Below are 21,210 nucleotides of genomic sequence, written 5' to 3' on the forward strand. Positions count from 1 at the left end.
GCGCAGGGTCAATCTGCCGGTCGTGGTTCGGGCAGGGTGCCGGTCGACTCAGTGCGCAATACAGTGAGGGGGTGGATCGCCGAGCGATCCACCCCCTCACGTTTGTCGCAGCTACGCCGCGACGACGTCGAACACCGGCAGCGTCTCGAGCCCGCGGCTCGTGTTGTTGAGCTTCACGGTGGGCTCGCCGACCTCGAATGAATCGACCCGACGGCAGAACGCCTCGATCACCGCGTGTGCCTCGAGCTTCGCGAGGCCCTGCCCAGCGCAGCCGTGCACCCCGTACCCGAAGGTCAGGTGATCGAGCGGGTTCCGCTCCACGCGGAACGTGTCGGGCTCGTCGTAGTGCCGCGGGTCGCGGTTGCCCGCGTAGAACAGCACGGCGACCTGCGCGCCCTCGGGAATCACGGTGCCGCCGATTTCGACGTCGCGCGTCGTGCCACGACCCTGCGCGTGCATGGCCGCTTCCATGCGCAGCACCTCGTTGAAGGCAGAGGGGATGAGCGACGGATCCGCCTGCACCTTCGCGAATTCCTCGGGATTCTCGCCGAAGAGGCGGATCGTGTTGGCGATCGAGCCGATCGTGGTGTCCATGCCGGCGGCAAGGTACTGGTGGATGATGTGCCCGCACAGTTCCTGGGGAATATCTCCGCGCGCGCCCGCATCGAAGATCGCGCGTCCGATAGAGCCCTCAGCGAGCTTGTCGCCCTGCATGCCGTGGGTCCATTCGAATAGCTCCCCGGCGAGCGGGAAACTCTGTTGCGCCCGCTCGTTCATCGGCCCGAGCAGGTTGAACGCGGCGTTGCCCCAGGGAAGGATCTTCTCGCGCACCTCGCCCTGCACGCCGATGAGGTCGAGCACGATTTGCAGGGGCAGTTCCTGCGCCAGGTCACGCACCCCGTCGAAGGAACCGCGATCCACCACGTCAGCGACGAGACGATCGGCCTTTTCATCGATCGTCACCTTCAGGCCGCGCAACGCACGCGGGGTGAGGTTCTCGCTGAGGGTGGCGCGCAACTGCGTGTGGAGGGGCGGATCACTCGCGAGCGTGGTGCCGGTGAGCACCTCGTTCATCTGCGGGTTGAAGGCAACTTTGGTCGAGCTGAAGCTCTCCCAGTCGCCGAGCGCGTCGCGGATCTCGGCGTAACGCGTCAGGGCCCAGACATCGCTGGCCTCGAGGTACACCACCGGAGCCTGCTCGCGCAGCGCGGTGTAGGTGTCATGCGGGTTGAGGAGTACTTCGTCGGTCCAGATGTCTACCTTCGACGTCTGCGCCGTTGCAGTGGCGGTCATGGTGCCTCGCTTCGTGACGGTGAGCCCGGGCTTCGGCGCGCCGGGTACCGCCAGTCAAGCGCCCCGCTTCTCATGTTTCAAATGGATGTCCTGCATGCAGATCATTCGTTTGGTGAATAGACATGCTCGTCCGCGCGCTGCTTGGCCCGCGCGCGCAGGGGTGCCGCCGCCTCGAGCAGCAATTCCCGCAGCCACTCGCGGTACGCGTCGTCGGTGAGCCAGGGGTTCCACACCATGTCGATCCCCAGGGGCGCGATGGGGAACGGGAACGGCAGAATCCGCAGTGGATCGCGCCTCACGAATTCAGCCACCACCTGGAGTCGGTGCAGCCCGACCCCTCGTATCTCTCGCAGAAAGTGCGGAACAAGCAGATAGTCGGAGACCGTCTGTTTCACCGTGTACTCGACGCCTGCGCGATCCAGCGTGTCGTAGGGCCGCAACTGCAGGGCCTCGGCATCGACCTTGATGTGCGGTTCTTCGCGCAGGAGTTCGAGCGCCGAGCGCCCCTCGGGAGTCTCGGGTGAGGCGATGACGACCCAGCGATCGTCATACAGGCGTTCTCGCGGGTGTGGCGCACGCAGCCCTTCGGTCAGTAACACAACGTCAACGCCGTCTGCGGTGAATACACCTGGGGCGTTCACATCCGCGGTGCGCAGCCTCAGCGTCATGTGCGGGGCGCGCTCATCAAGCAATCGACGCAGCAGCGGACCGAGCACAAAGGCAGTGCTCGCCGTCAGTGCGACGGTGACGGTGCGCTCATCGGTGAGTGGGTCAAAGGATGCCGAGGTGAGCGCCCGCACGGCCTCGGCGAGCGCGCGTCGCACCGGGCCCACGAGCTCCTGCGCGCGGGGCGTCAGCACCATCGTTCCGCCCTGCCGCACGAGCAGCTCGTCGCCGAGCTGCTTGCGCAACCTCCGCAACGCGTGGCTCATGGCAGGCTGTGACAGCCGCACGCGATCAGCCGCATGGGTTACTGAGCTTTCCTCGAGCAACGCCATGAGTGGAACGAGCAGGTTGAGGTCAACCGAAGCGAGCCCCGCAAGGTCACGTTCCGCGCGAGAGGGTGTTGCCTCCTGTGTCATCGTCGACCTTTCTCGGCGTCTCGAGCAGACGTGATATTCGCTTCGTGCATGTGCAGCATACATTCTATTCATTTGACGAAGGGTGGGGGTCTCGACGTATCGTGGCGACAACGCAATTGCTGCTACAAGGAGGTTGGCATGAGGATCGAGCTGGACGAGCCGCGCTGCGAGGGCCACGGGCTGTGCGAGGAGGCCGCCCCGCGTCTCATGCACCTCGACGATGACGGCATGCTGATCCTCGACCAGGTCGAGGTGGAGGGCGCGGATCTCGAGGCCGCCAAGGCAGCGGTGCGCGTGTGCCCAGTCGCCGCGCTGCGACTCGTATGACGGGCGGAGAACTTCGTCGCATTGCCATCGTCGGCGGCGGCATCGCGAGCCTGACCGCGGCAGAGACCCTGCGACGCGAGGGCTTCGCCGGTGAGCTGACGATCATCGGCGACGAGCCACACCCGCCCTACAGCCGCCCCGCGCTCTCGAAGGCCGCGCTGCTCGACGACGAGATGACGTCGCACCGCCTGCCTGACCCCGAGCACGGGGCGCAGGTGGTGCGGGGCACCGCCGTCACCCGCCTCGACCTCGACCGGCGCACCTTGCACCTGGCGCATGGCGACCCGATTGAGTTTGACGGGCTGGTCATCGCGAGTGGATCGCGCGCTCGTCGACTGTCCGATTCTCCGGCCGAGCTCACGCTGCGCGGGCTTGACGACGCCGTTGCCCTGCGTGGAGCGCTCGCGAGCCACCCTGAGGTGATCGTCATCGGCGGCGGGCCCCTCGCGATGGAGGTGGCTTCCGGCTGCCGTGCGACTGGGAGTGCCGTGACGCTCATCTCGCGGCGGGCACCGATGACCTCGCAGCTCGGCGACGTGCTCGCCGGAGCGCTCGGTGCGGCAGCCCGCGATGCGGGGGTACGGCTCGTGCGATCCGCCCACGTCGCGGTCGACGACTGTGTCGGCGGAGCGCGCGTGACCCTCGACGACGGACGCGTGCTCGAGGCGCCGCTCGTCGTGACCGCAATCGGCGACGATGCCAACGTGGAGTGGCTGGCGGGGAGCGGGCTGCTCCACGACGGTCAGCTGCGGGTCGACTCGCGTGACCGGGTGGCACCAGGCATCGTCGCGGCCGGAGATGTGGCGACCCTGCACGGCCCCGCTGGGTGGGCTCGAATGCCGCTGTGGACAAGTGCGATCGAGCAGGCCAAAGTTGCAGCCGCCGCGCTCCTGCACGGCGATGCGGCACCGGAGCTCAGCTTTCAGCCCTACTTTTGGACCGATCAGTTCGGCATCAGCCTCAAGGTGTGCGGTGCGCTGCCGGTGGCGGGCGACCCCGAGGTCATCGACGGCAGCATCGCGGAGGGACGCGCCCTGCTGCGCTGGGAGCACGAAGGCGGCAGCGCCACGGCCGCGGCCCTCGGCTACCGCATCCCGGTGCCGCGCCTCCGCGCGCACACTCGCACAGCGTCGTACTGAGTCTTATTCGCCTCCGGGTGCCCAAATTGCGCGAATAAGGCACCCCGAGGTGAATAAGACTCAGTTGGGTGGCCGCTCGGCGCGGCAGCGCTCGGTTCGCGGGCATACACGGGCACGCACGCGGATTCAGCGGTTCAGAAACTCCGCAATCTCGTCGAACACGACGGCGTACTCGGGCAACCACCCGAAGTGCTGCACAAAGCCGTGCGTCGCGCCCTCGTACCGGTGCAACTCGACCGGCACGCCGGCCTCCTGCAGGCGCCGCGCGTAGGCCTCGCCCTCGTCCCGCAGCGGATCAAACTCCGCGGTGATCACGAGTGCTGGCGGGAGACCCGTGAGATCCTCCCGCTTGATCGGCGAGACGCGCGGATCCGCCGGATCCGCGCCGCTCTCAAAGTAAAACGAGTTGTGCGGCTTCAGCCCGATGGTCTCGAGTCCAAACCCGGTCGCGTTCTCGCGCAGCGAGGGGTAGCGATCCACCACAAAATCGAGATCGACCGAGGGGTAGAGCAGCACCTGATGCGTGACCGCGTCGAAGCCCTCGTCGCGGGCGCGCGCAGTGAGCGCGGCAACGAAGGTGCCGCCCGAGCTGTCTCCGGCGAGCGCGAGCTTCTCGCCGGTCCAGCCCAGCGCGTGGGCGTGATCCACCACCCACCGCAGCACCCCGTAGCTGTCGTCGAGACCCGCGGGGAACGCCGCCTCGGGCGCGAGCCGGTAGCCCGCTGAGACGACTGTCCAGCCGCTTGCAGCAGCCAGCGACCGCGCAATGGTGTCGTGGGTCTCGAGACTGCCCGAGAAGAAGGCGCCCCCGTGCAGGTACACCACGAGCCCGGCAGTGTCCGAGTCGCTGGCGCGGTACATGCGCACCGGCACGTCGCCGGTCGCGGTCGCCGCAACGCGGTCTTCGACGAGCGCAAGCGGCGGGCGTTCGTCGAGGGGAGGCAGGTGCGCCTCCCCCATCGCGCGCCAACCGGCGAGGTCGGGCCGCGAGTCGTCTGATGGCGGCAGGGTCGCGAGAAAGGCGCCGATCTGCGGGTGCACGGGCATGATGCTAGGCCTTCGTCGTCGCGCCGAGCTCGCCCGGCTTCTGGCCGGGGAACACGGTGTTGACCTCGTCCTCGCTCCAGCCCTGGCGCGAGAGGCGCTGCAGCTCATCCGTCATCGGCTTGCGCACCGCCTGGTAGGCGGCGAGCGCTTCCTTGACCGAGTCCGCGTCGCGCAGGCAATCGGCGAGCGCGCCAGCGTCGAGGATCGCGGAGTTCGCACCCTGGCCCTGGTGGTGGCACATCGCGTGCGCCGCATCGCCGATGAGCGCCACCGAGTCGGAGTGCCAGACATCGACCGGATCGATGTCGTAGACGGCGCGGATGTTGACGGTCGCCATGTCAAGGTCGCGGGTGGTGGCAATGATCCGCTCGTCGAAGCCTTCGACGGTGCGCAACAGCTCCTCCTTCGAGGCCTGCGGGTTCGGCGTCGGGTCGGCATTCAGCACGGTGACGTCGTACGAGACCTGATTCCGGTGCGGCAGCGGCAGGAAGTAGATCTTCGTGCCGTGGCCGATGTACATGCGCAGGTTGCTGTCGTAGGGCAGGCCGTGGGTCTCGTCGACGTCGATGACCGCGCGGTACGCGTGCTCGCCGGCGAATACGGGCTGCTGGTCACTGAACAACTGCTGACGCACCTGCGAGCGAATGCCGTCGGCCCCGATCACGAGGTCGGCGGTGATGGTGATGCCGTTCGCGAAGGTCACAGTGGCGGTGTCGCCGTTGTCGACGATCTTCTCGAACTTGTGGTCGGTGTGCACCATGCCCTCGGGCAGTTCGGCGATCAGCGCATCGAGAAAGTCGCCGCGGTGCACGAAGCGGGTGGTCTGCCCGTAGGCCTCCTTCTCCGGCCACTCCTCCACCGCGATGACATCGCCCGTGGCGGTCAGAATCTCAAACGAGTCGCTCGGCGAGGTCACGTTCTCGATCGCGCCGAGGATTCCCCACTTCGCGAACTGGGCGACGGAAGAGGGGCGCAGGCCGATCCCGGCACCCACCTCCTTGATCTCCTTCGCCTGCTCGTAGACGTTGACAGTCGCACCGAGCAGGCTGAGTGCCTTCGCGGTCGACGCACCCGCGTAGCCGGCACCGATGATGGCGATGTTGAGGTTCTTGAGTTCTTCGGTCTTCATGGTGTTGCCTTCCGTGAGGGTGCGCGCCGTTGCGGCACTGGCAGTCAGAAATGTCTCGAGTGGATCGGGTCAGCGGGGTGCTAGTTCCCCATTGATAGGAAGCTTGCGGCGTTCGTGACGAAGATCTGGTCGATCGTCGCGTCATCGACACCGTTTGCCTTGAGGTCGGGAATCAGCTGCTCGTAGATGTAGTTGATCGTGTGACCTTTCACGCCCGGCCAGCCGAGTGGGCTGCAGTTCGCGTCGGCGGAGGCGAGGAGCTGGCTCGTATGCCCGGCGCGCACATGTCCGAGGAAGTGCTCGAGTCGCTCGGCGCGGTGCCGACCCCAGAAAGGTGGATCGGGCAGCTCCAGGTCGTACCCGAAGGTATCGAAGCCGAGGCGTCCGCCGCCAGCGAGAATCGCCTCCTCGTTCACCTTGCCCTGGCTGACACCGTCGTCGACGTGGCCGAACATCACGCGCTCGAGCGGGAGGTCCTCCTCGCGGAACACGGTGAGCGCGGGCTCAACGTCGACCGCGAGGTGCGTGAAGATCGGCACTCCGGTCTCCTTGGAGGCACGGGCGGCGGCGCGGTAGATGCGCAGGTCGAGCTCCTTCATCCTGAAGCCACGGCTCACGCCGACCTTGATGATGCCCGCGCGCGCGTTCGTGCCGACGATCCCGACGGTGATCTCGTGCATGAATTGTTCGTACAGGTAGTCCACGCTCGCTTCAGCGAAGTGCCTCAGCGCGGTGTCGCCGCCCACGAAGCCGGTCGCGGCGACAATGTGTACGCCGGTCTTCTCCGACAGCGACTGGTAGTACGGAATATCGCGACCGTTGCAGATGCCGGTCGCGTCGACGAAGGTGCCGCCGCCGTACTCGTGAAACTTGCGCAGCTTCGGCACCGTCTCCTCGTAGCGCGTCTCGGGCGACTTCCACCACTGGGTATCGAGCTCTGAGCCGGGCATGCCGTAGCCGATGTGCTCGTGCACGGCGACGAGGCCGAGTTCTGCCGCGGCGATGGGCCCCAGAACGGTGTTGACGTGACCCATGATCAGGCCTCCTTCACGGCCAGCAACGCGGCCGGGTTCGCGGTGAGCAGGTGGCGCACGTCTGCCTCTGAGACGCCGTGCGAGATGAGAAGGGGTGCGAAATCGACCAGCACCGACTCGATGGGGCGTGCGTCTTCGGGCTGACCGATCGCGACCCCGATGGCACCCGCAGACAGCAGCACCCGGTCGCGGTGCCCGGCGGTGACGAGGTGCGCGACGAGCTCGGCCCGCTCGGTATCGCTCAGGTCCTCGGAGCCGATGACACCGATATGGTCGAGGGCAACATTCGCCCCGCGCTCAGCGATCGCCACAGCCGAGCCTGCGGCCTCGCGGCGGTCGATGCCGCGCGCCACCACCCGGCTGGGGGCGATGCCCTCGTCCAGGAGAAGATCGAGTTCGGCGAGCGGATCCACACCGAACTGGTAGGCCACCGGCACGCCCGTGGCAATCGCCGCTCGGGCCGCGCCGCGGAAGAGGCTCTCGTCGGTCGGAGTCATGCCCTCGGGCGAGCCCGCGGTCACGATGAGGCCGGCCGCGCCGCGCCGTTCGACGCGGGGCACCACCATTCCCTCGGTGATTTCCTTGCCAAACAGGTCGGCGAACTTCTCAGCCGGCCAGGGCGTCGGCGGGTTGGTCTGCGGGGTGAGAAAGTACCCACCCAGGTTTTCCTCCGGGCCCATGCCCGTCGATGCCACGATGTGCACACCGGTGGATCGCGCCAGCGACTCGAGCAGCGGCACATCACGCCCGTGAAACATCCCCGTGGCATCGACGACCGTGCCGCCGCCCGCCGCCTGAAACGCGCGGAGCCTTCCGGCCAGCGTGTCGAAGATCTCCGCGCGATTGATAGTGACGTCGTAGGCGTATTCGGCTCCCGGAACGATCGAGAGCAGCGATTCGTGCACCGCGACCACGCCCAGCTCCCCGGCGGGAACCGGGCCGAGGACCGTATTCACCACACCGCTTGGGCGATCTGATTCGTCTGCCATTGACGTGACCTTTCTCGGGAACGGCACCACCATTGGCACCAGCCAAACACCGGATCAGCGGATCCCACAAGGGCCTGATCTCATCGGCGATGTACTTTAATATGTTATCATAACAAAGTTCTCGATTGACGATCGATACCTATATAGCTCGTCTCGGGCCGCGCCTGAGTGTCTGTCCTGCAGGCCGCTCCCGACCCCATGACACCGCGCGCGAGAGATTCCCACTCCCACGCTCGCTGTCCTCAGGCCTTCGTATCGAAGCGGTACTTGAATTCCTCGGCACGGTGCACGGCGGATCGCCAGCCGACCACCACCCCGCCCGTCGCGAAGAACACGGTGTCGATCACGAGCACCGGGCTGCCGGCTGCGACACCTAGAGCCTCCGCGTGCTCTGGCGAAGCTGAGGTGGCCCACGCCTCGTGCTCGGCGCGATCGAGGGTGATGCCGTATTTCTTCTCCAGCAGCGCGAACGCGCTCCCGCCGCCGCCCAACTCATCCTCACCCGGCAGGAAATCCTCGGGAGAGCGCACGTACACATCGTTGTCGGCGAAGGGTTCACCATCGACGGCGATCACGCGGCGGAAGTGCAGCAGCCGCTCGTCGTCCGTCACCCCCAGGCGCCGGGCCACCGCCGGCGGCGGGGCGATCCGCTCGATGCCGAAGACCTGCGAGGTCGGGTCGAGCCCACGGCCGGCGAGGTACTGGTACAGGTTGCCTGACTTCAGGTCGGCGGGCCGATCCACGCGCACACCGACAACGGGGAACGTGCCGCGGCCCTGCTTGCGGTAGACGAAGCCCTCGCTCGTCAGGTCGCGCAGCGCCTGGCGAATCGGCGCCCGGCTCACCCCAAACCGGCTGAGCAGCTTGGCCTCCGTCATCGGTTCGTCCGCGCCCACCGCGCCCGAGGTGATCTCGGCGCGCAGAATGTCCATGATCTGCCGGTACAGCGGAACACCCGACGAGGTGTCGAGTTCAGTGATTGCCATGGGGCTGGTCATCCTTCGTTGGAGAAGCGGGCCGATGCTCCATTATCTCGGGCGATACACCCGGAACGGATCATTGCCATAGCTTACGACCCCCACGGGCCTGGTGGATCGCGCCCTCCCTCCCTCTCCCATTACTCCCACAACGTGGGCACTAGATGCTCGAATTCCCGCGGATTCCGACATCTACTGCCCATTGAGTGGGGTGGATCGCGCGCCCACAGCCCAGTCAGCCCCGGGTGGCATTGGGGCTACCCGGTTAGGCTCTGGGGCGACCCGGTCAGGCGCGGGAGGCGCGGTGGATCGACTTGTAGCTCACGTACTGCTGCAGCCCCTCGACCCCGTACTCGACACCGAGCCCCGAGTCGTGACGCCCACCAAACGGCGCCGCGTGGTTCGAGGCGAAGAAGTTCACGCCGACCGAGCCGCTGTCCACACGCTCGGCCACCTGGAACCCGCGCTCCTCGTCGGCCGAAAACACAATCCCGCCGAGCCCAAACGGCGTGCTGTTGGCGATCTCGAGGGCTTCCTCGACCGTCTCGTAGGGCTGGATCGTGACCACCGGCCCGAAGATCTCCTCGCGGGCGACGCGCATCCCGGGGGTGACGTCGGCGAGCACGGTCGGGGCGATGAAGAGCCCCGGTCCCGGCAGCACGTCGCCGCCGGTCATGAAGCGGGCACCCTCGGCACGCGCGGAGGCCAGGTGCTCGAGCACCGAGTCGAACTGGCCGCGGTGGGCGACCGGCCCAAACACGGTCGCGGGGTCGAGTGGATCGCCCTGCGCGGCCCCCGCCACCACCCCGGTGATGGTGTCGACGATCTCGTCGTAGCGCGAGCGCGGGGCCAGAATGCGGGTGGAGATGTAGCAGGTCTGCCCCGAGTTGCGCATGCAGGAGCGCACGAAGACGCGGGCGAACGCGTCGAGATCCACATCGTCGAGCAGAATCGCGGCGGACTTGCCACCGAGTTCCAGCGTCACCGGGCGCAGCAGCTCGCCGCACGCGGCCGCGATCTTGCGGCCCACCTCGGTCGACCCGGTGAACGCAACCTTGTCAACGAAGGGGTGCCGCACCATCGCATCGCCGGTGCGGCCATTGCCGGTGAGGAGGTTCACCACACCCGCGGGCACTCCCGCGGCGTGCGCGGCATCGACGACGTGCCGGATCGACAGCGGCGTGGGCGACGCCGGCTTGATCACGACGGAGTTGCCGGCGAGCAACGCGGGCGCCAGCTTGATCACGACGAGGTTGATGGGAAAGTTCCACGGGGCAATCAGCGCGCAGACCCCGAGTGGATCGCGTCGCACCACGCTCTCGCCGACCCCGCTAGGGAACGGCCGCACATCCTCACGTTCGAGATGCGGGGCGAGACCCGCGAAGTAGCGAAGGATGCCGGCCGCGTTGGCCGCGGCTCCCCCGGTCTCGGCGACCGGGCTGCCGTTCTCTCGCGTGTTCGTGAGCGACAGCGCCTCGGCCCTGGCCTCCACCTCGGCGGCGAACCGAAGCAACACTTCGGCGCGCTCGGAGGGTGTCATGCGTGGCCACGGGCCCGAATCGAAGGCCCGCCGCGCCGCGCCCATCGCGGCTTCGAGGTCCTCCTTCGCCGCGACCGGCACACTCGCCCAGGCCTCCCCCGTCGCCGGGTTCACAACCTCGATGCGACCGGTACCCACGGAGGGCACCCAGGCGCCGTCGATGAAGTGATCGACGGGGTGCCAGGGAGCCGCGCGGAAATCGCCGGGCCAGGTGCCGGTTCCTGCCGCGCTCATCGCAGCACCGCCGTCTTCAGCAGCGCCTGCGAGCGGTCGAGATCGGTGTTCGCCATGGCGATCGCCGCCTCGGTCAGCAGCTCGGGAATGATCTCGCTGCGAAGCCGATCGGTGTAGGTCGCGGGGTCGAGACCGAACCAGCCAGAGGCGAGCGCGATGCCCGCGTGATCAAAGCGCCACAGTCGATCCGCGTCGCGCACCAGGGCGTCTTCGAGGGAGTGCGCCTCGGCCCGGGTGTCGTGACCATCGATGATGGCACACACGGCCTCGATGAACTCGTCATCGTAGCCAAGCCCGGGGAGCACCTCGCGGGCAATCGCGCACCCCTCCTGCTCGTGCTGAAAACGGATGTCGGCCTTGCGCCAATCGCCGCCGAAACCCTCGGAGATGATCCGCGTCTCGTCGACGCGCCCCCAGCCGGTGTCGTGCAGCAGCACCGTGACGCGCACGAGATTGGCGTTCGCCTCGGGGTGCGCGGCAAGCAGGCGTTCGGCAAACGCCAGGGAAATCGGCAGGTGGATGTCGTTTGAGCGCGATCGGGTCTCGGTCACGACCGCCGACCACAGCGCGTCGAGATCGGCCCCGGCGGGCGGGGTGAGTGCGATGGGCGTGGTGTCGATCGGGCCATTCGGGGCGATCGGCGCGGGGGGAACTGGGTGAGTCAGCACGATGGGGTCACTTCCCTGTGTCGTCGTGTGCGGTGAGGATGGTCTTGAGCGGAATTGAGGGATCAGCGGTGTCTGCTGCGGGCAGGTTCACGCCCTTGGCGAGCGCCTGACGAACGGTCATGAAGTCGAGCGGCACGTTGATGCAGTCGGCGGCGATCAGCCGGTCGCCGCGGTAGTACAGCACCGAGAACTTTCCGGGGGCATCGGGGCTGCGATCCACCACGCGGTCATAGCCGGTGAAGAGCCCGGCGATCTGCAGCTTCAGGTCGCCCTGGTTCGACCAGAACCACGGGATCCCGGCGTACTCCTCCTGCCGGCCCATGATCGCGTACGCCGCAACCTTGGCCTGCTCGATCGCGTGGTTGACGCTCTCGAAGCGCACGCGCTCGCCGGCGGGAGAATGCGGGATCGGGTTCGGCAAATTCGAGCAGTCGCCAACGGCGAGGGTGACGCCATCCGAGGCGGTGGCGAAGCGATCCACCACGATGCCATCGTTTACGGCAAGGCCCATCTGCTCGGCCAGACCGGTGTTCGGGATCACCCCGATGCCCACCAGCACAATGTCGGCCGGGATCACCTCGCCGCTCACACGCACGCCGGTCACCTGGCCGGCCTCGCCGACGATCTCGTCGACCGCGGTATTCACGCGCACGTCGATGCCCTGCGTCACGTGATGCCTGAGGATAAAGTCGGCGGTCTCTTCGCCCACGGCGCGGCGCACGAGGCGCGTGCCGCGCTCCACCAGGGTGACGTGCTTGCCGAGCGTGTGCAGGCTCGCCGCGGCCTCGATACCGATGAAGCCGCCGCCGATCACGACCACGCGCGAGGCCGCGGGCGTGCGGGCCTTCAGCTCGAGCGCGTCGTCGGCCTTGCGCAGGTACAGCACGTCGTCGAGCTCGCTTCCCGGCACGTCGAGGCGTCGCGCGCGGGCCCCCACCGTGAGCGCGAGGCGGTCAAAGTGGAAGTCGCGTCCGGTCACCGAGTGCGCGACGCCGGAACCGTCGTCGCGCTTCGTGATCCGCTCGATGTGCTCACCCTTGACGACCTCGATGCGGTGCTCGTCCCAGTACTCCTGCGACCGGTAGATCAACGATTCCTTCGTGATCTTGTCTTGCAGGAACTCTTTTGACAGGGCGGGGCGCTGATAGGGGCGATGGTCCTCGTCACCGAGCAGGGTGATCGGGGGCTCGTAGCCGAGGGCGCGCAGCGACCCCGCGAGCTGCACCCCCGCCTGCGAGGAGCCGACGATCAGCAGTCCGTGCTCGGGCATGATCAGATCTGCGTCTCTGGGGTGGTGACGTGGAGATCGTGCCCGTCGGTCACACGCACCTGGCAGCTGAGCCGCGAGTTGGGCTGGCGATCCACCGCGGTACCCCACAGCATCTCGTCCTCCATCTCCTCCATCGGAGGGAGCTCGGCCAGATCCGCCTCTGCGACGAACACGTGACAGGTGGCGCAGGAGAGCGAGCCGCCGCACTCGGCGACGATGCCCGGCACGCCGTTGCGCATGGCGACCTCCATGACGGAGTCACCCGCGGCGGCGTCGACCTCGCGGGTGTCGCCCGCGGCGCTCGTAAACACGACCTTCGACATGGGTAATCCTTCCTAGATGAACTGACGTCCGCCGTCGACGACGAGCGTCTGGCCGGAGATGAACGCGGATTCGGGCCCGGCGAAAAACAGCGCGGCACCGACGATGTCTTCGGGAGTGCTGGCGCGGCGCAGCGCGCCGCGATCCACCCCGTACTGCTCGGCATCGGCCATGTGACCGTAGCTCGCCTCGGTCAACGTGAAGCCGGGGGCGATCGCGTTGACGGTGATCTCGCGCACGCCGAGTTCTTTCGCCATGACGCGGGTGAGCGCGATGACCGCGCCCTTGGAGGCGACGTAGTGCGCCCACTGTGCCGAGCCCGAAAACACGGTCGCGGAGGCGATGTTGATCACGCGCGCGCCGGTGGCGAGGTGCGGGCTCGCGCCCCGGGTCATGAGCCACGGGCCCTTGGCGTTGACCGCCATGACCCGATCCCACTCGTCGGGGTCGAGTTCTTCGATCGGTGCGCGGGTGATGCCAGCGTAGAGCGCCGCGTTGTTGATGAGCACCTCGATCGTGCCGCCGCCAAACTCCGCTACCGCGGCCGCTGCCTCGGCAGTTGACTCGGGCGAGGTGACGTCGACTCGCCCCTGCCAGCACGGCACACCGTGCGCCTCGACGAGCTTCGCCGTCTCGGCCAGCCCCACGAGATCAACATCTGCGATGGCGACCCGATCGCCGCGCTCGGCAAACCCAAGAGCGAACGATCGGCCGAGGCCGCCGGCCGCGCCGGTGATGAACACCGTGCGGCCGGCCGCCGTGGAATCGGAATGCGACATCGCTAGCCCTCGAGGATCTCGACGCGGCCCGAGTTACCATCGACGCGAATGAGCTGGCCGGTGGTGATGCTGGAAGAGCCGTTGCCGGTTCCGGTGACCGCCGGGAGGCCGTATTCGCGGCACACGATCGCCGCGTGGCTCATCATGCCGCCGATGTCGGTGACGGTGGCCCGGATCTTGCCGAACACCGGGCCCCACGACGGCGCGGTGATGGTGGCGACGAGGATCTCGCCCTCCTGCACCAGTCCGAGCTCATCGGCGTGCACGATCACGCGTGCCCGACCCTCGGCGATGCCCGGCGAGGCGGCCATACCCTTGATCGCACCGTCGTCGTCTGCGTCGTCGCTCAGCCACTGCTGCACCTGCTCGGTCGTGATGCCCCAGAGCATCTGCGTGAACGGCTCGGTGATCTCGACGGGCGGGGTGTTCAGCGCCGGCTGCGGGCGCTGCGTCTGCAGGGCGGTCACGATCTTCGCGCGGCGGGCAATCTCGGCCGGCCAGTAGTTCGGGCCCACCGACTCGCTGCCCACGGCCCAGCCGGTGACGTAATCGAAGAGCGCGTCGCGCACCTCGTTGCGGGTGAGATAGAGAATATCCATCTCGTCGTCCCAGAATCCGGCGGCCACGAAGACCCGACCGAGCTCGCGCACCTTGCGCCAGAACACACCCATCGTCCAGTGCTCGATGTAGAAGTTGTGGTTCTCGACGTAGGGGTAGGCGGTCGCGGCGAGTCCGCGCTTTCCGTCAAACGCGGCGAGGTTGTCGCCGTCGAGCAGGCTACGGTACTCCTCGATGATCCGGTCGCGCTCGACGATCAGCTCTTCCTTTGGGCGAAGAATCTGCTGCCCGCCATCAAGGCGACGAATGTAGTCCTTGATGTAGCTGAGGGGGATCTCCTGGTACTCGTTCCAGTACTTGTCATGCCCGTAGAAGCCATTGCCCACGGTGAAGTTGAACCACGGATCCTTCGCTTCTTCGTACCGGGCGAGCCAGCGGTCGCCGCCCGCTCGCGCACCGACCGCGGCGAGCGTGCCCGCGACATCATCGGTGTTCTCGAACGCCGACTGCAGCCCGAGCTCGACGGCGAGGGTCGCGAGCACCTTGAGCTCGTCATCGGGGCGGAAGAGCTCCATGTCGACGCCCTGCACCATCTTCGCGATCGCCTGATCCGGGATCGAGGGGAACACCTCTTTGGCGAAGGTAAAGAAGTCGAGGTAGGCGAGGTACCCGAGGTTCAGGAACTCGAAGTGGTACTGCCAGTTCTGATAGCAGAGCTGGATCAGGCGGTCGTAGCCCTCCAGGAGCACCTCGGAGCCGTCCTTCGCCTTGCCGCTCTCGATGTCTTCGAAGGGCACCATGTCGGGCAGCGGCGCGAAGTGCAGGTCCTCCATCTCGGCGATGGTGCCGAGCACCTTCACCTTCCAGTCGTCGAGCAGTCGCTCCCAGTTGCCGAAGTAGTGGCCGACGCGGCGCTCGAACTCGGGCACGCGGGCCGCGATCTCCTCGGGGGGAACCGGCACGGGGCTCATGTAGAGGTAGCCGAGGTGCACCTTGAACTCGATGCCGTTGGCCGGCGGAATCAGCAGGTGCCGCGTGTTGTACTGGCCGAGGCACTTCACGGCGAACTCGCCACCGATGGTCTCGAATGGCTTGTACACCGTCGGCCAGTGCTGGCTGTCGCAGAACCAAAACTTGTTCTCCGAGCCGTCACCCTCACGGAAGGGCAGGTAGTAGGGGTAGAGGCTCTCCCAGCCCTCTGCCCCCTCGGGCACCGGGATGTCCTGTGCGCTGGGGAAAGACTTGACCGCGGGTGCGGCGGTGGCGTCGGTGGTGGTCGAATCTAACGTCATTGTTGTGATCCTCTTCGTGCGTGGGTGGAGTTGCGTGTGTGGATGAACTACTGGTTGGGGATGCGGATCGAGCCTGTCAGCATCGAGGTGAGGCTCGAGACGCCGATCGTCGCGGTTACGGCTTTCGGTTCCTGCGGCTTGTTGGAGTGGATGGTCTCGGGCCGAGCCTGCAGCAGCAGGAGATTCTCTCCGGCCGGCAGATCGCGGTCGATCGCCCACTCGATGTCTTGCGGGGTGCCGTAGTGCTTTTCGGCCCGCTTCGCGAGCTCGGCCACCTGCATCACCTGGGCGTCGCTGAGGCAGCGGATCTCTCGGCGTGTCACGTCAACTGGGCGTTCGATCAGTCCTCGCTGGGCGGGATCCGGCACCAGCTCGATGTGCTTGTCGCCGATGTGCTCGCTGACGATGGTCATCATGATCTTGTCGAGCATGATGTTGTCGGGGGTGACGTGCCCCGAGACCACGGCCTCGCCGATGCCCCAGGACGCGTCGATCACGATCTTCGAGCGATCGCCGGTGCTCGGATTCATCGTGATGGCCACGCCCGCCGACTCGGCCGAGACCATCTTTTGCACCGCAACCGCCATCGAGAGACCCTCGTCTTCGATGTTGTTCTTCAGCCGGTACATGATCGCGCGGCTCGTGTAGAGCGATGCCCAGCACATGCGAATGTGCTGGTGCACATCGGCCTCGTCGATGAGCCACAGGTAGGTGTCCTGTTGGCCGGCGAAGCTCGCGTCGGGAAGGTCCTCGGCGGTGGCGGAGGAGCGAACGGCGACGGGAACCGGCTCCGAAAAGCGCCCCTGTAACTCGGCCCACGCGTCGATCACGGCCTGCCGCAGGTGCTCGGGCACGGGGCTCTCGCAGATACGGTCGCGGATCAGCTGCGAGGCGCGATCCACACTCGTCACATCGTCGGCATCGAGACCGGCGAGCTGCTCGGCGATGAGATCGGAGAGGCCCGTGGACTCGATGAACTCGTCGTACGTGGCGGTCGTGACGGCGAAGCCGGGGGGCACGGGCATGCCGGCCGCGGTCATCGTCACGAGCGAGGCGCACTTGCCACCGAGCAGGTCGTGCTCGGGCGCGATCCCGCCGTCGAAGAACTGGACGTAACGGGTGCTGGTTGCGGTCATGTTGCTTCCTTCCAGGTCACGGGCACCTCAAGGGGCACGCGGAACGAGAGATTCTCGCGGAACCCGATGTCGGCGCCGTCTTGCAGGCGCACGTGTGGCATGAGCCTTGCGATCTCCTCGATCGCGATCTTCGCCTGCAGCTTCGCGAGCATGTTGCCCAGGCAATAGTGGATCCCGAAGCCAAACGACAGGTGATCGCGGGCGTTTTCGCGCGAGATGTCGAACTCCTCGCCTGCCGCGAAGCGCTCCTCGTCGCGGTTGGCGGATCCCATGACAAGCAGCAACTCGGCGCCCTTCGGGACTTCGACTCCCCCGACCGTGGCATCGGCGAGTGCCTTGCGCCGCCAGGCGACGATCGATCCGCTGTAGCGCAGCACCTCGTCGATCGCGGGCCCGATCTTGGTCGGGTCGACGACGAGCTGCTGCCACTGATCGGGGTGACTGAGCAGCACGCGCATCGCGTTCGAGATGAGCGTGGTGGTGGTCTCGTGACCCGCGAACAGCATGCTGTACACGACCGAGGCGATCTCGTGGTCGCTGATCTCGTCGCCCGCCTGCTGCGCACGCACCATGTCGCCCACGAGCGAGTCGGGGTTCGTCTCGTGAGCCTCGCTCACCAGACGCATGCACTCCTGCCAGTAGGCGACGAGGTTGTGCGCGTGCGGAATCTGCTCCTCCTCGGTGAGGTCGCCCCAGGTCATCGCCGCGCGCGAGTCAGACCACTCCTTGAACTGGTCGACCTTGCTGGTGTCCGCGCCAATCAGCGTGAGGATGGTGACGGTAGGCACGTCGTAGGCGAGGTCGCGGAGGAAGTCGCCGGTCGCCTCGTCGCGGGCGAGCATCTTCTCGATCTGCGACACGACGTGAGCCCGGATGCTGGGCTCGAGCTGACGGTAGCGACGCGGGGTGAACGCCTTTTGTGCCACCTTGCGAATGCGGGTGTGCTCCGGTGGAACGCGTGCGGAGAGGCCGGAGTATGCGGTGAATCCGCCCTCCTCCATGATCTTCTTGGCGGCCGCGCCGCGCTGCCGCACCGGGGCCTGCGCGTTCTCGCTCGAGAAAGTCTCCCAGTCTGCGAACACCGCGCGCACATCGTCGTAGCGGCTCACTACCCAGTAGCCGACCCGCTCGTCAAACATCACCGGCTCGTCGCGGCGCAACTGGGCGTAGGCGGGGAAGGGATCCTTCTGGTCGAACGGTTCAAACCCGTGGTGCACGGGGGAACCGCCGGAGGCCGGTGAGTCCGCTGCAGTCATGGACATCTCCTGTTTCGTCGTTGAATCGAGGCTCTGCCGCAAGTATGCGCCTGGTGGGTGAACCCTCGGCGCGCACCTTCCGCTGAATGGAAACGACTTGTTTGCTGAGTGGATCGCGCCCCGTAGCTCCTCTCTCACAATCGGGCAGTAGGCGACGCCCCCATCGACTGGAAGCGACACCTGCTGCCCGATTGCGAGGTCGGCGGCGAGGGGTCGGCGCAGGGGTCGGCGGGGGCCGCAGGGTGGAAGGCGGAGGGGTCGCTGCGAGAGGCCCTCACGTACCGGAGGGGAAGTGCCGGTGCGTGGCCGCATTCTCAATGCGGCGCGCGACCCCGAGCAACACCGGGAGATGCTTCGGAAGGGTCGACTCCTGCGATGCGAGCGCGACGATACCGATCGCCGCGACCACCTGGCCCGTGCCCGCTCCGGTTCCCGTCCCCACCGGCACCGCGATCGAACACGCCCCCACCCGGGCCTCCTCGCCGGTCACCGCAAACCCCTGGCCCGCGATCTGGGCGAGTTCATCGGCGAGGGCGTGCGGATCCACATGGGTAAAATCGGTGAGCGACACCAGGGAGCCCGCAAGGTAGGCCTCGCGAAACCAGCGCTCTTCGTAGGCGAGGAGCACCTTCCCCACCCCCGTCGCGTGCAGCGGCAGCCGCCCACCGATGCGCGAGGCCCGCGGCACCCGCTTTGAGCCGTAAATGCGGTCGACGTACAGCGCCTCGTTGCCCTCGCGCACGGCCAGGTGCACCGATTCACCCGTGAGTGAGAAGAGATCCTGCAGGAAGGGGCGCGCGGTGTCGCGCAGGCGACGGCCCGCATTCTGCGCGAGTTCCCAGAGGCGGATCCCGACCTGGTAGCGTCCCTGCGCGTCTCGGGCGAGCGCCCCCCAATCGGTGAGCTCGCCCACAATGCGGTGTGTGGTCGAGACCGGGAGCCCCGTAAACTCGGAAATCTGGGTCAGCGAGAGGCTCGGCCCGTGCGATTCGAAGGCCTCGAAGACTGCGAGAATGCGTGACGCGACGGTGCGGCCCGCGTCACTCGTGCGCATGACCGTCAGCCCAACTCGATGCGCTCTGACCAGGCGTCGACCGACGCGATCGCGCCGAAGCCACGCGCCATCGCGCGCGACACCTCGGTGTGCAGGTAGTCGTGCACCCGCCAGGCGCAGAGCCTGCCCGCGGCCTCACGGGTGAGCCCGAACCAGTCCATCACCGTGTCGATGCCGTGCGGGGTGAGTCGCCAGAGCTTGTCGGCATCCTTCACGAGCGCGTCGTTGAGCGACTTCGCCGCCTTCATGCTGTCGTGCTGCGAGATGATGTCGGTGATCTCGTCTCGCGTTTCTGGCGGCGTGCCGATTTCGCCGAGGATCTCGGCCGCGATCCGCACCCCTTCGCGCTCGTGCCAGGCGACCAAGTCCGGGCGCCCGCCGCTCGGGCTGATGGCCTGCAGCACCAGATCCGCGGGCACCTGCGACCAGCCGGTGTCGTGCAGCAGGATCGCGGGAAGCACTACTTCGGGGTCAGCTTCGGGGTGGGCCTCGCAGAGGGCCCGGGCGATGCCGTAGGCGTACAGGGTGTGGCTGTCGTTGTCGCGCACGCCGAGGTAGGGCTTCGCCTTCGCCCAGATCTCGCGGTGCTCGGGGAGGAGGCGGAGGGCACCGTCAACCTCAGCCGGGATGTGCGAGTCGACCTCCTGGCCGTAGAGATTCTGGGTGGGCTGGAGCTTTGGCAACATGATTCGATTTCACCCCTCTGCGCGCGTTAGCCCTAGCGTACCTTCCATTCACCGGAATCGCACTGGCCGCACTCCCGTCTGCGCGCCCTGCGACTCGCCGCTGGCTCCCGCGCCACCCGCTCCGCACGACGCTTCCGGCCCGGCCCTTGCCAGACCTTCTGTGGACAGTAGATGCTTGAATTCGCTCCGATTCCGACATCTACTGCCCATTGATGCGGCTATTCGCACCACCGTGAATCGACCGCATCGTGGACCGTGTCGATTCGGGCTGCCGCGTGCCGGCTTCGCCCGCACTTGCCATGAGGGCAGAGTGGGCACGAATGCCAGTTGGTCACCACGGTGGCCAAGCTAGAGGCAATCTCCCGCTTACCGCGGGGCTGCTTGCTGGGCGCCTTTCCGGCGGTCCTCCCACCCTCGTTCACGCAGCGCCGTGGCCACTCGCTCGACAAGTGCGCCAGGCTGGCGGGCGAGGGTTCGCGTGACCTGGAGCACGATCCACCCCTCGGCCCTCAGTCGTTCGATGCGCTCAACATCCTCGGCGTACGACCCCGCGTGGAGCTCGCCCTGGTACTCGACCGCAACCTTATAGTCAACGAAGGCGAGGTCCAGGCACGCAAGGAAACGACCCGACTTGTCGAAAACGTCACGATTCAACTCGGGCTCCGGCAGCCCGGCGAGAACCAGGGTGAGCCGGGTCGTCGTTTCACGGGGTGACCAGGAGTCTTCTCGAATGAGGGTGAGCGCCTTCCTGAGTCGCACCATGCCCTCCCACCTGCCGAGCGCGAGGACGTCTTGCATTTCAGCAACGGTCGTGAACGCAGGAACCCCCGCGTTCGGGCGCCCGTAGCCAGCACGGTTCACACGCACGAGATAATCCCCAACGGCCACGAGATCAAAGAGCGACAGCTCACCCAACATCACCCAAGTCGAGGCTGCGGAGGAGAGCAACACCCCGTTTCGCTCCTCTACTCGACAGCGACTCGATTCGAACCTGTGGCCCTGCACACCCGCGATCCGGGGCGCTCGTCGCGGCGCCAGCACACTCAGGTGCAAATCCAGGCCCCGAGACCACGGCATAGGAGCGCCCCACATGAGTGCGGCACTTCGGTGGCTGACGAAATGAGCCGCGGATTGGCCGTGCGCCAGCGCCTCAATCAGGTCGAGCTCCCGCCGGTGCGCACGCTGATACTGGTTTAGGTGAGCGTCTTCTGTGCGTTGGCGGATCCGCACTCCCCTAAACGGAGAGTACAGATCGTTGCCACGCAGCCTCCCGGGGCTGACATTGCGTTCGCGCGCTGCGGAAACGGTGAACGTGCGTCCGAGATCGCTGGGAAGTGGTGAAGGTGTTCGCATGTGGCCATCGTGGCAAGAGCCTGGATCGCGCGCTTTCGTTATCCAC

Annotated in this window: 20 protein-coding genes; 2 read left to right on the top strand and 18 right to left on the bottom strand. The window is 66.9% G+C overall.

Features of this window, described 5'->3' with window-relative positions:
• Window positions 1-111: 111 nt before the first annotated feature.
• Both ACR0R4_RS05480 and ACR0R4_RS05485 read right to left on the bottom strand, forming a co-directional pair.
• On the bottom strand, window positions 112-1,293 hold the full coding sequence (locus ACR0R4_RS05480; protein WP_433646364.1) for a cytochrome P450: 1,182 nt from the start codon (window positions 1,291-1,293) through the stop codon (window positions 112-114).
• 101 nt (window positions 1,294-1,394) lie between these two features.
• Window positions 1,395-2,375, bottom strand: coding sequence for a LysR family transcriptional regulator (locus tag ACR0R4_RS05485; protein WP_433646365.1), 981 nt, complete (start codon window positions 2,373-2,375; stop codon window positions 1,395-1,397).
• A 138-nt stretch (window positions 2,376-2,513) separates the two neighbouring features.
• On the opposite strand from ACR0R4_RS05485, the gene ACR0R4_RS05490 reads away from it, so the two are divergent.
• On the top strand, window positions 2,514-2,702 hold the full coding sequence (locus tag ACR0R4_RS05490) for a ferredoxin (RefSeq protein WP_433646366.1): 189 nt from the start codon (window positions 2,514-2,516) through the stop codon (window positions 2,700-2,702).
• A complete protein-coding gene (locus ACR0R4_RS05495; protein ID WP_433646368.1) occupies window positions 2,672-3,841 on the top strand; it encodes an NAD(P)/FAD-dependent oxidoreductase in 1,170 nt (389 codons plus the stop codon). Before ACR0R4_RS05490 ends, ACR0R4_RS05495 begins: the two co-directional genes overlap by 31 nt.
• 126 nt (window positions 3,842-3,967) lie before the next feature.
• Here the strand turns inward: ACR0R4_RS05495 and ACR0R4_RS05500 are convergent, their stop codons facing one another.
• The 16 genes from ACR0R4_RS05500 to ACR0R4_RS05575 form a co-directional block, all read right to left on the bottom strand.
• Window positions 3,968-4,888, bottom strand: a complete 921-nt coding sequence (locus ACR0R4_RS05500; RefSeq protein WP_433646369.1) for an alpha/beta hydrolase — start codon at window positions 4,886-4,888, stop codon at window positions 3,968-3,970.
• A gap of 4 nt (window positions 4,889-4,892) precedes the next feature.
• Window positions 4,893-6,017, bottom strand: a complete 1,125-nt coding sequence (locus ACR0R4_RS05505; protein ID WP_433646370.1) for an FAD-dependent monooxygenase — start codon at window positions 6,015-6,017, stop codon at window positions 4,893-4,895.
• A gap of 80 nt (window positions 6,018-6,097) precedes the next feature.
• Window positions 6,098-7,051: a phosphotriesterase family protein gene (locus ACR0R4_RS05510; RefSeq protein ID WP_433646372.1), complete on the bottom strand. Its 954-nt coding sequence runs from the start codon at window positions 7,049-7,051 to the stop codon at window positions 6,098-6,100.
• A gap of 2 nt (window positions 7,052-7,053) precedes the next feature.
• Entirely contained in the window at window positions 7,054-8,040 is a 987-nt protein-coding gene (locus ACR0R4_RS05515) for a phosphotriesterase family protein (protein WP_433646373.1), read from the bottom strand.
• A gap of 242 nt (window positions 8,041-8,282) precedes the next feature.
• Complete coding sequence (locus tag ACR0R4_RS05520; protein WP_433646374.1) at window positions 8,283-9,026, bottom strand: GntR family transcriptional regulator; 744 nt, start codon at window positions 9,024-9,026, stop codon at window positions 8,283-8,285.
• 277 nt (window positions 9,027-9,303) lie between these two features.
• The gene (locus ACR0R4_RS05525; protein WP_433646375.1) at window positions 9,304-10,791 is read right to left on the bottom strand and encodes an aldehyde dehydrogenase family protein; all 1,488 of its coding nucleotides are present in this window, start codon (window positions 10,789-10,791) and stop codon (window positions 9,304-9,306) included.
• Complete coding sequence (locus ACR0R4_RS05530; protein WP_433646376.1) at window positions 10,788-11,459, bottom strand: HD domain-containing protein; 672 nt, start codon at window positions 11,457-11,459, stop codon at window positions 10,788-10,790. The genes ACR0R4_RS05525 and ACR0R4_RS05530 overlap by 4 nt, the downstream gene beginning before the upstream one ends.
• A 7-nt stretch (window positions 11,460-11,466) precedes the next feature.
• Entirely contained in the window at window positions 11,467-12,729 is a 1,263-nt protein-coding gene (locus tag ACR0R4_RS05535) for an NAD(P)/FAD-dependent oxidoreductase (RefSeq protein WP_433646377.1), read from the bottom strand.
• A gap of 2 nt (window positions 12,730-12,731) precedes the next feature.
• Window positions 12,732-13,052, bottom strand: coding sequence for a 2Fe-2S iron-sulfur cluster-binding protein (locus ACR0R4_RS05540; protein ID WP_433646378.1), 321 nt, complete (start codon window positions 13,050-13,052; stop codon window positions 12,732-12,734).
• A 12-nt stretch (window positions 13,053-13,064) separates the two neighbouring features.
• Window positions 13,065-13,829, bottom strand: coding sequence for an SDR family NAD(P)-dependent oxidoreductase (locus ACR0R4_RS05545; RefSeq protein ID WP_433646379.1), 765 nt, complete (start codon window positions 13,827-13,829; stop codon window positions 13,065-13,067).
• 2 nt (window positions 13,830-13,831) lie between these two features.
• A complete protein-coding gene (locus ACR0R4_RS05550) occupies window positions 13,832-15,679 on the bottom strand; it encodes a PEP-utilizing enzyme (protein ID WP_433646381.1) in 1,848 nt (615 codons plus the stop codon).
• 47 nt (window positions 15,680-15,726) lie between these two features.
• Complete coding sequence (locus ACR0R4_RS05555; RefSeq protein WP_433646382.1) at window positions 15,727-16,815, bottom strand: PEP/pyruvate-binding domain-containing protein; 1,089 nt, start codon at window positions 16,813-16,815, stop codon at window positions 15,727-15,729.
• Complete coding sequence (locus tag ACR0R4_RS05560; protein WP_433646383.1) at window positions 16,812-18,071, bottom strand: cytochrome P450; 1,260 nt, start codon at window positions 18,069-18,071, stop codon at window positions 16,812-16,814. Before ACR0R4_RS05560 ends, ACR0R4_RS05555 begins: the two co-directional genes overlap by 4 nt.
• Before the next feature lie 274 nt (window positions 18,072-18,345).
• Window positions 18,346-19,125, bottom strand: coding sequence for an IclR family transcriptional regulator (locus ACR0R4_RS05565; RefSeq protein WP_433646385.1), 780 nt, complete (start codon window positions 19,123-19,125; stop codon window positions 18,346-18,348).
• Between the two features lie 5 nt (window positions 19,126-19,130).
• The gene (locus tag ACR0R4_RS05570; protein ID WP_433646386.1) at window positions 19,131-19,811 is read right to left on the bottom strand and encodes an HD domain-containing protein; all 681 of its coding nucleotides are present in this window, start codon (window positions 19,809-19,811) and stop codon (window positions 19,131-19,133) included.
• 366 nt (window positions 19,812-20,177) lie between these two features.
• On the bottom strand, window positions 20,178-20,762 hold the full coding sequence (locus tag ACR0R4_RS05575) for a putative endonuclease domain-containing protein (RefSeq protein ID WP_433646387.1): 585 nt from the start codon (window positions 20,760-20,762) through the stop codon (window positions 20,178-20,180).
• Window positions 20,763-21,210 lie beyond the last annotated feature (448 nt).

The organism is Leucobacter fengyongliangi, assembly GCF_050971685.1.
Taxonomy (GTDB): Bacteria; Actinomycetota; Actinomycetes; order Actinomycetales; family Microbacteriaceae; genus Leucobacter.

Coding starts and splice junctions, on each gene's coding strand:
- ACR0R4_RS05490 (WP_433646366.1), top strand. CDS start 2,514: ATGAGGATCGAGCTGGACGAGCCGCGCTGCGAGGGCCACGGGCTGTGC.
- ACR0R4_RS05555 (WP_433646382.1), bottom strand. CDS start 16,815: ATGACCGCAACCAGCACCCGTTACGTCCAGTTCTTCGACGGCGGGATC.
- ACR0R4_RS05520 (WP_433646374.1), bottom strand. CDS start 9,026: ATGGCAATCACTGAACTCGACACCTCGTCGGGTGTTCCGCTGTACCGG.
- ACR0R4_RS05505 (WP_433646370.1), bottom strand. CDS start 6,017: ATGAAGACCGAAGAACTCAAGAACCTCAACATCGCCATCATCGGTGCC.
- ACR0R4_RS05545 (WP_433646379.1), bottom strand. CDS start 13,829: ATGTCGCATTCCGATTCCACGGCGGCCGGCCGCACGGTGTTCATCACC.
- ACR0R4_RS05540 (WP_433646378.1), bottom strand. CDS start 13,052: ATGTCGAAGGTCGTGTTTACGAGCGCCGCGGGCGACACCCGCGAGGTC.
- ACR0R4_RS05480 (WP_433646364.1), bottom strand. CDS start 1,293: ATGACCGCCACTGCAACGGCGCAGACGTCGAAGGTAGACATCTGGACC.
- ACR0R4_RS05525 (WP_433646375.1), bottom strand. CDS start 10,791: ATGAGCGCGGCAGGAACCGGCACCTGGCCCGGCGATTTCCGCGCGGCT.
- ACR0R4_RS05515 (WP_433646373.1), bottom strand. CDS start 8,040: ATGGCAGACGAATCAGATCGCCCAAGCGGTGTGGTGAATACGGTCCTC.
- ACR0R4_RS05510 (WP_433646372.1), bottom strand. CDS start 7,051: ATGGGTCACGTCAACACCGTTCTGGGGCCCATCGCCGCGGCAGAACTC.
- ACR0R4_RS05565 (WP_433646385.1), bottom strand. CDS start 19,125: ATGCGCACGAGTGACGCGGGCCGCACCGTCGCGTCACGCATTCTCGCA.
- ACR0R4_RS05570 (WP_433646386.1), bottom strand. CDS start 19,811: ATGTTGCCAAAGCTCCAGCCCACCCAGAATCTCTACGGCCAGGAGGTC.
- ACR0R4_RS05550 (WP_433646381.1), bottom strand. CDS start 15,679: ATGACGTTAGATTCGACCACCACCGACGCCACCGCCGCACCCGCGGTC.
- ACR0R4_RS05535 (WP_433646377.1), bottom strand. CDS start 12,729: ATGCCCGAGCACGGACTGCTGATCGTCGGCTCCTCGCAGGCGGGGGTG.
- ACR0R4_RS05500 (WP_433646369.1), bottom strand. CDS start 4,888: ATGCCCGTGCACCCGCAGATCGGCGCCTTTCTCGCGACCCTGCCGCCA.
- ACR0R4_RS05560 (WP_433646383.1), bottom strand. CDS start 18,071: ATGACTGCAGCGGACTCACCGGCCTCCGGCGGTTCCCCCGTGCACCAC.
- ACR0R4_RS05485 (WP_433646365.1), bottom strand. CDS start 2,375: ATGACACAGGAGGCAACACCCTCTCGCGCGGAACGTGACCTTGCGGGG.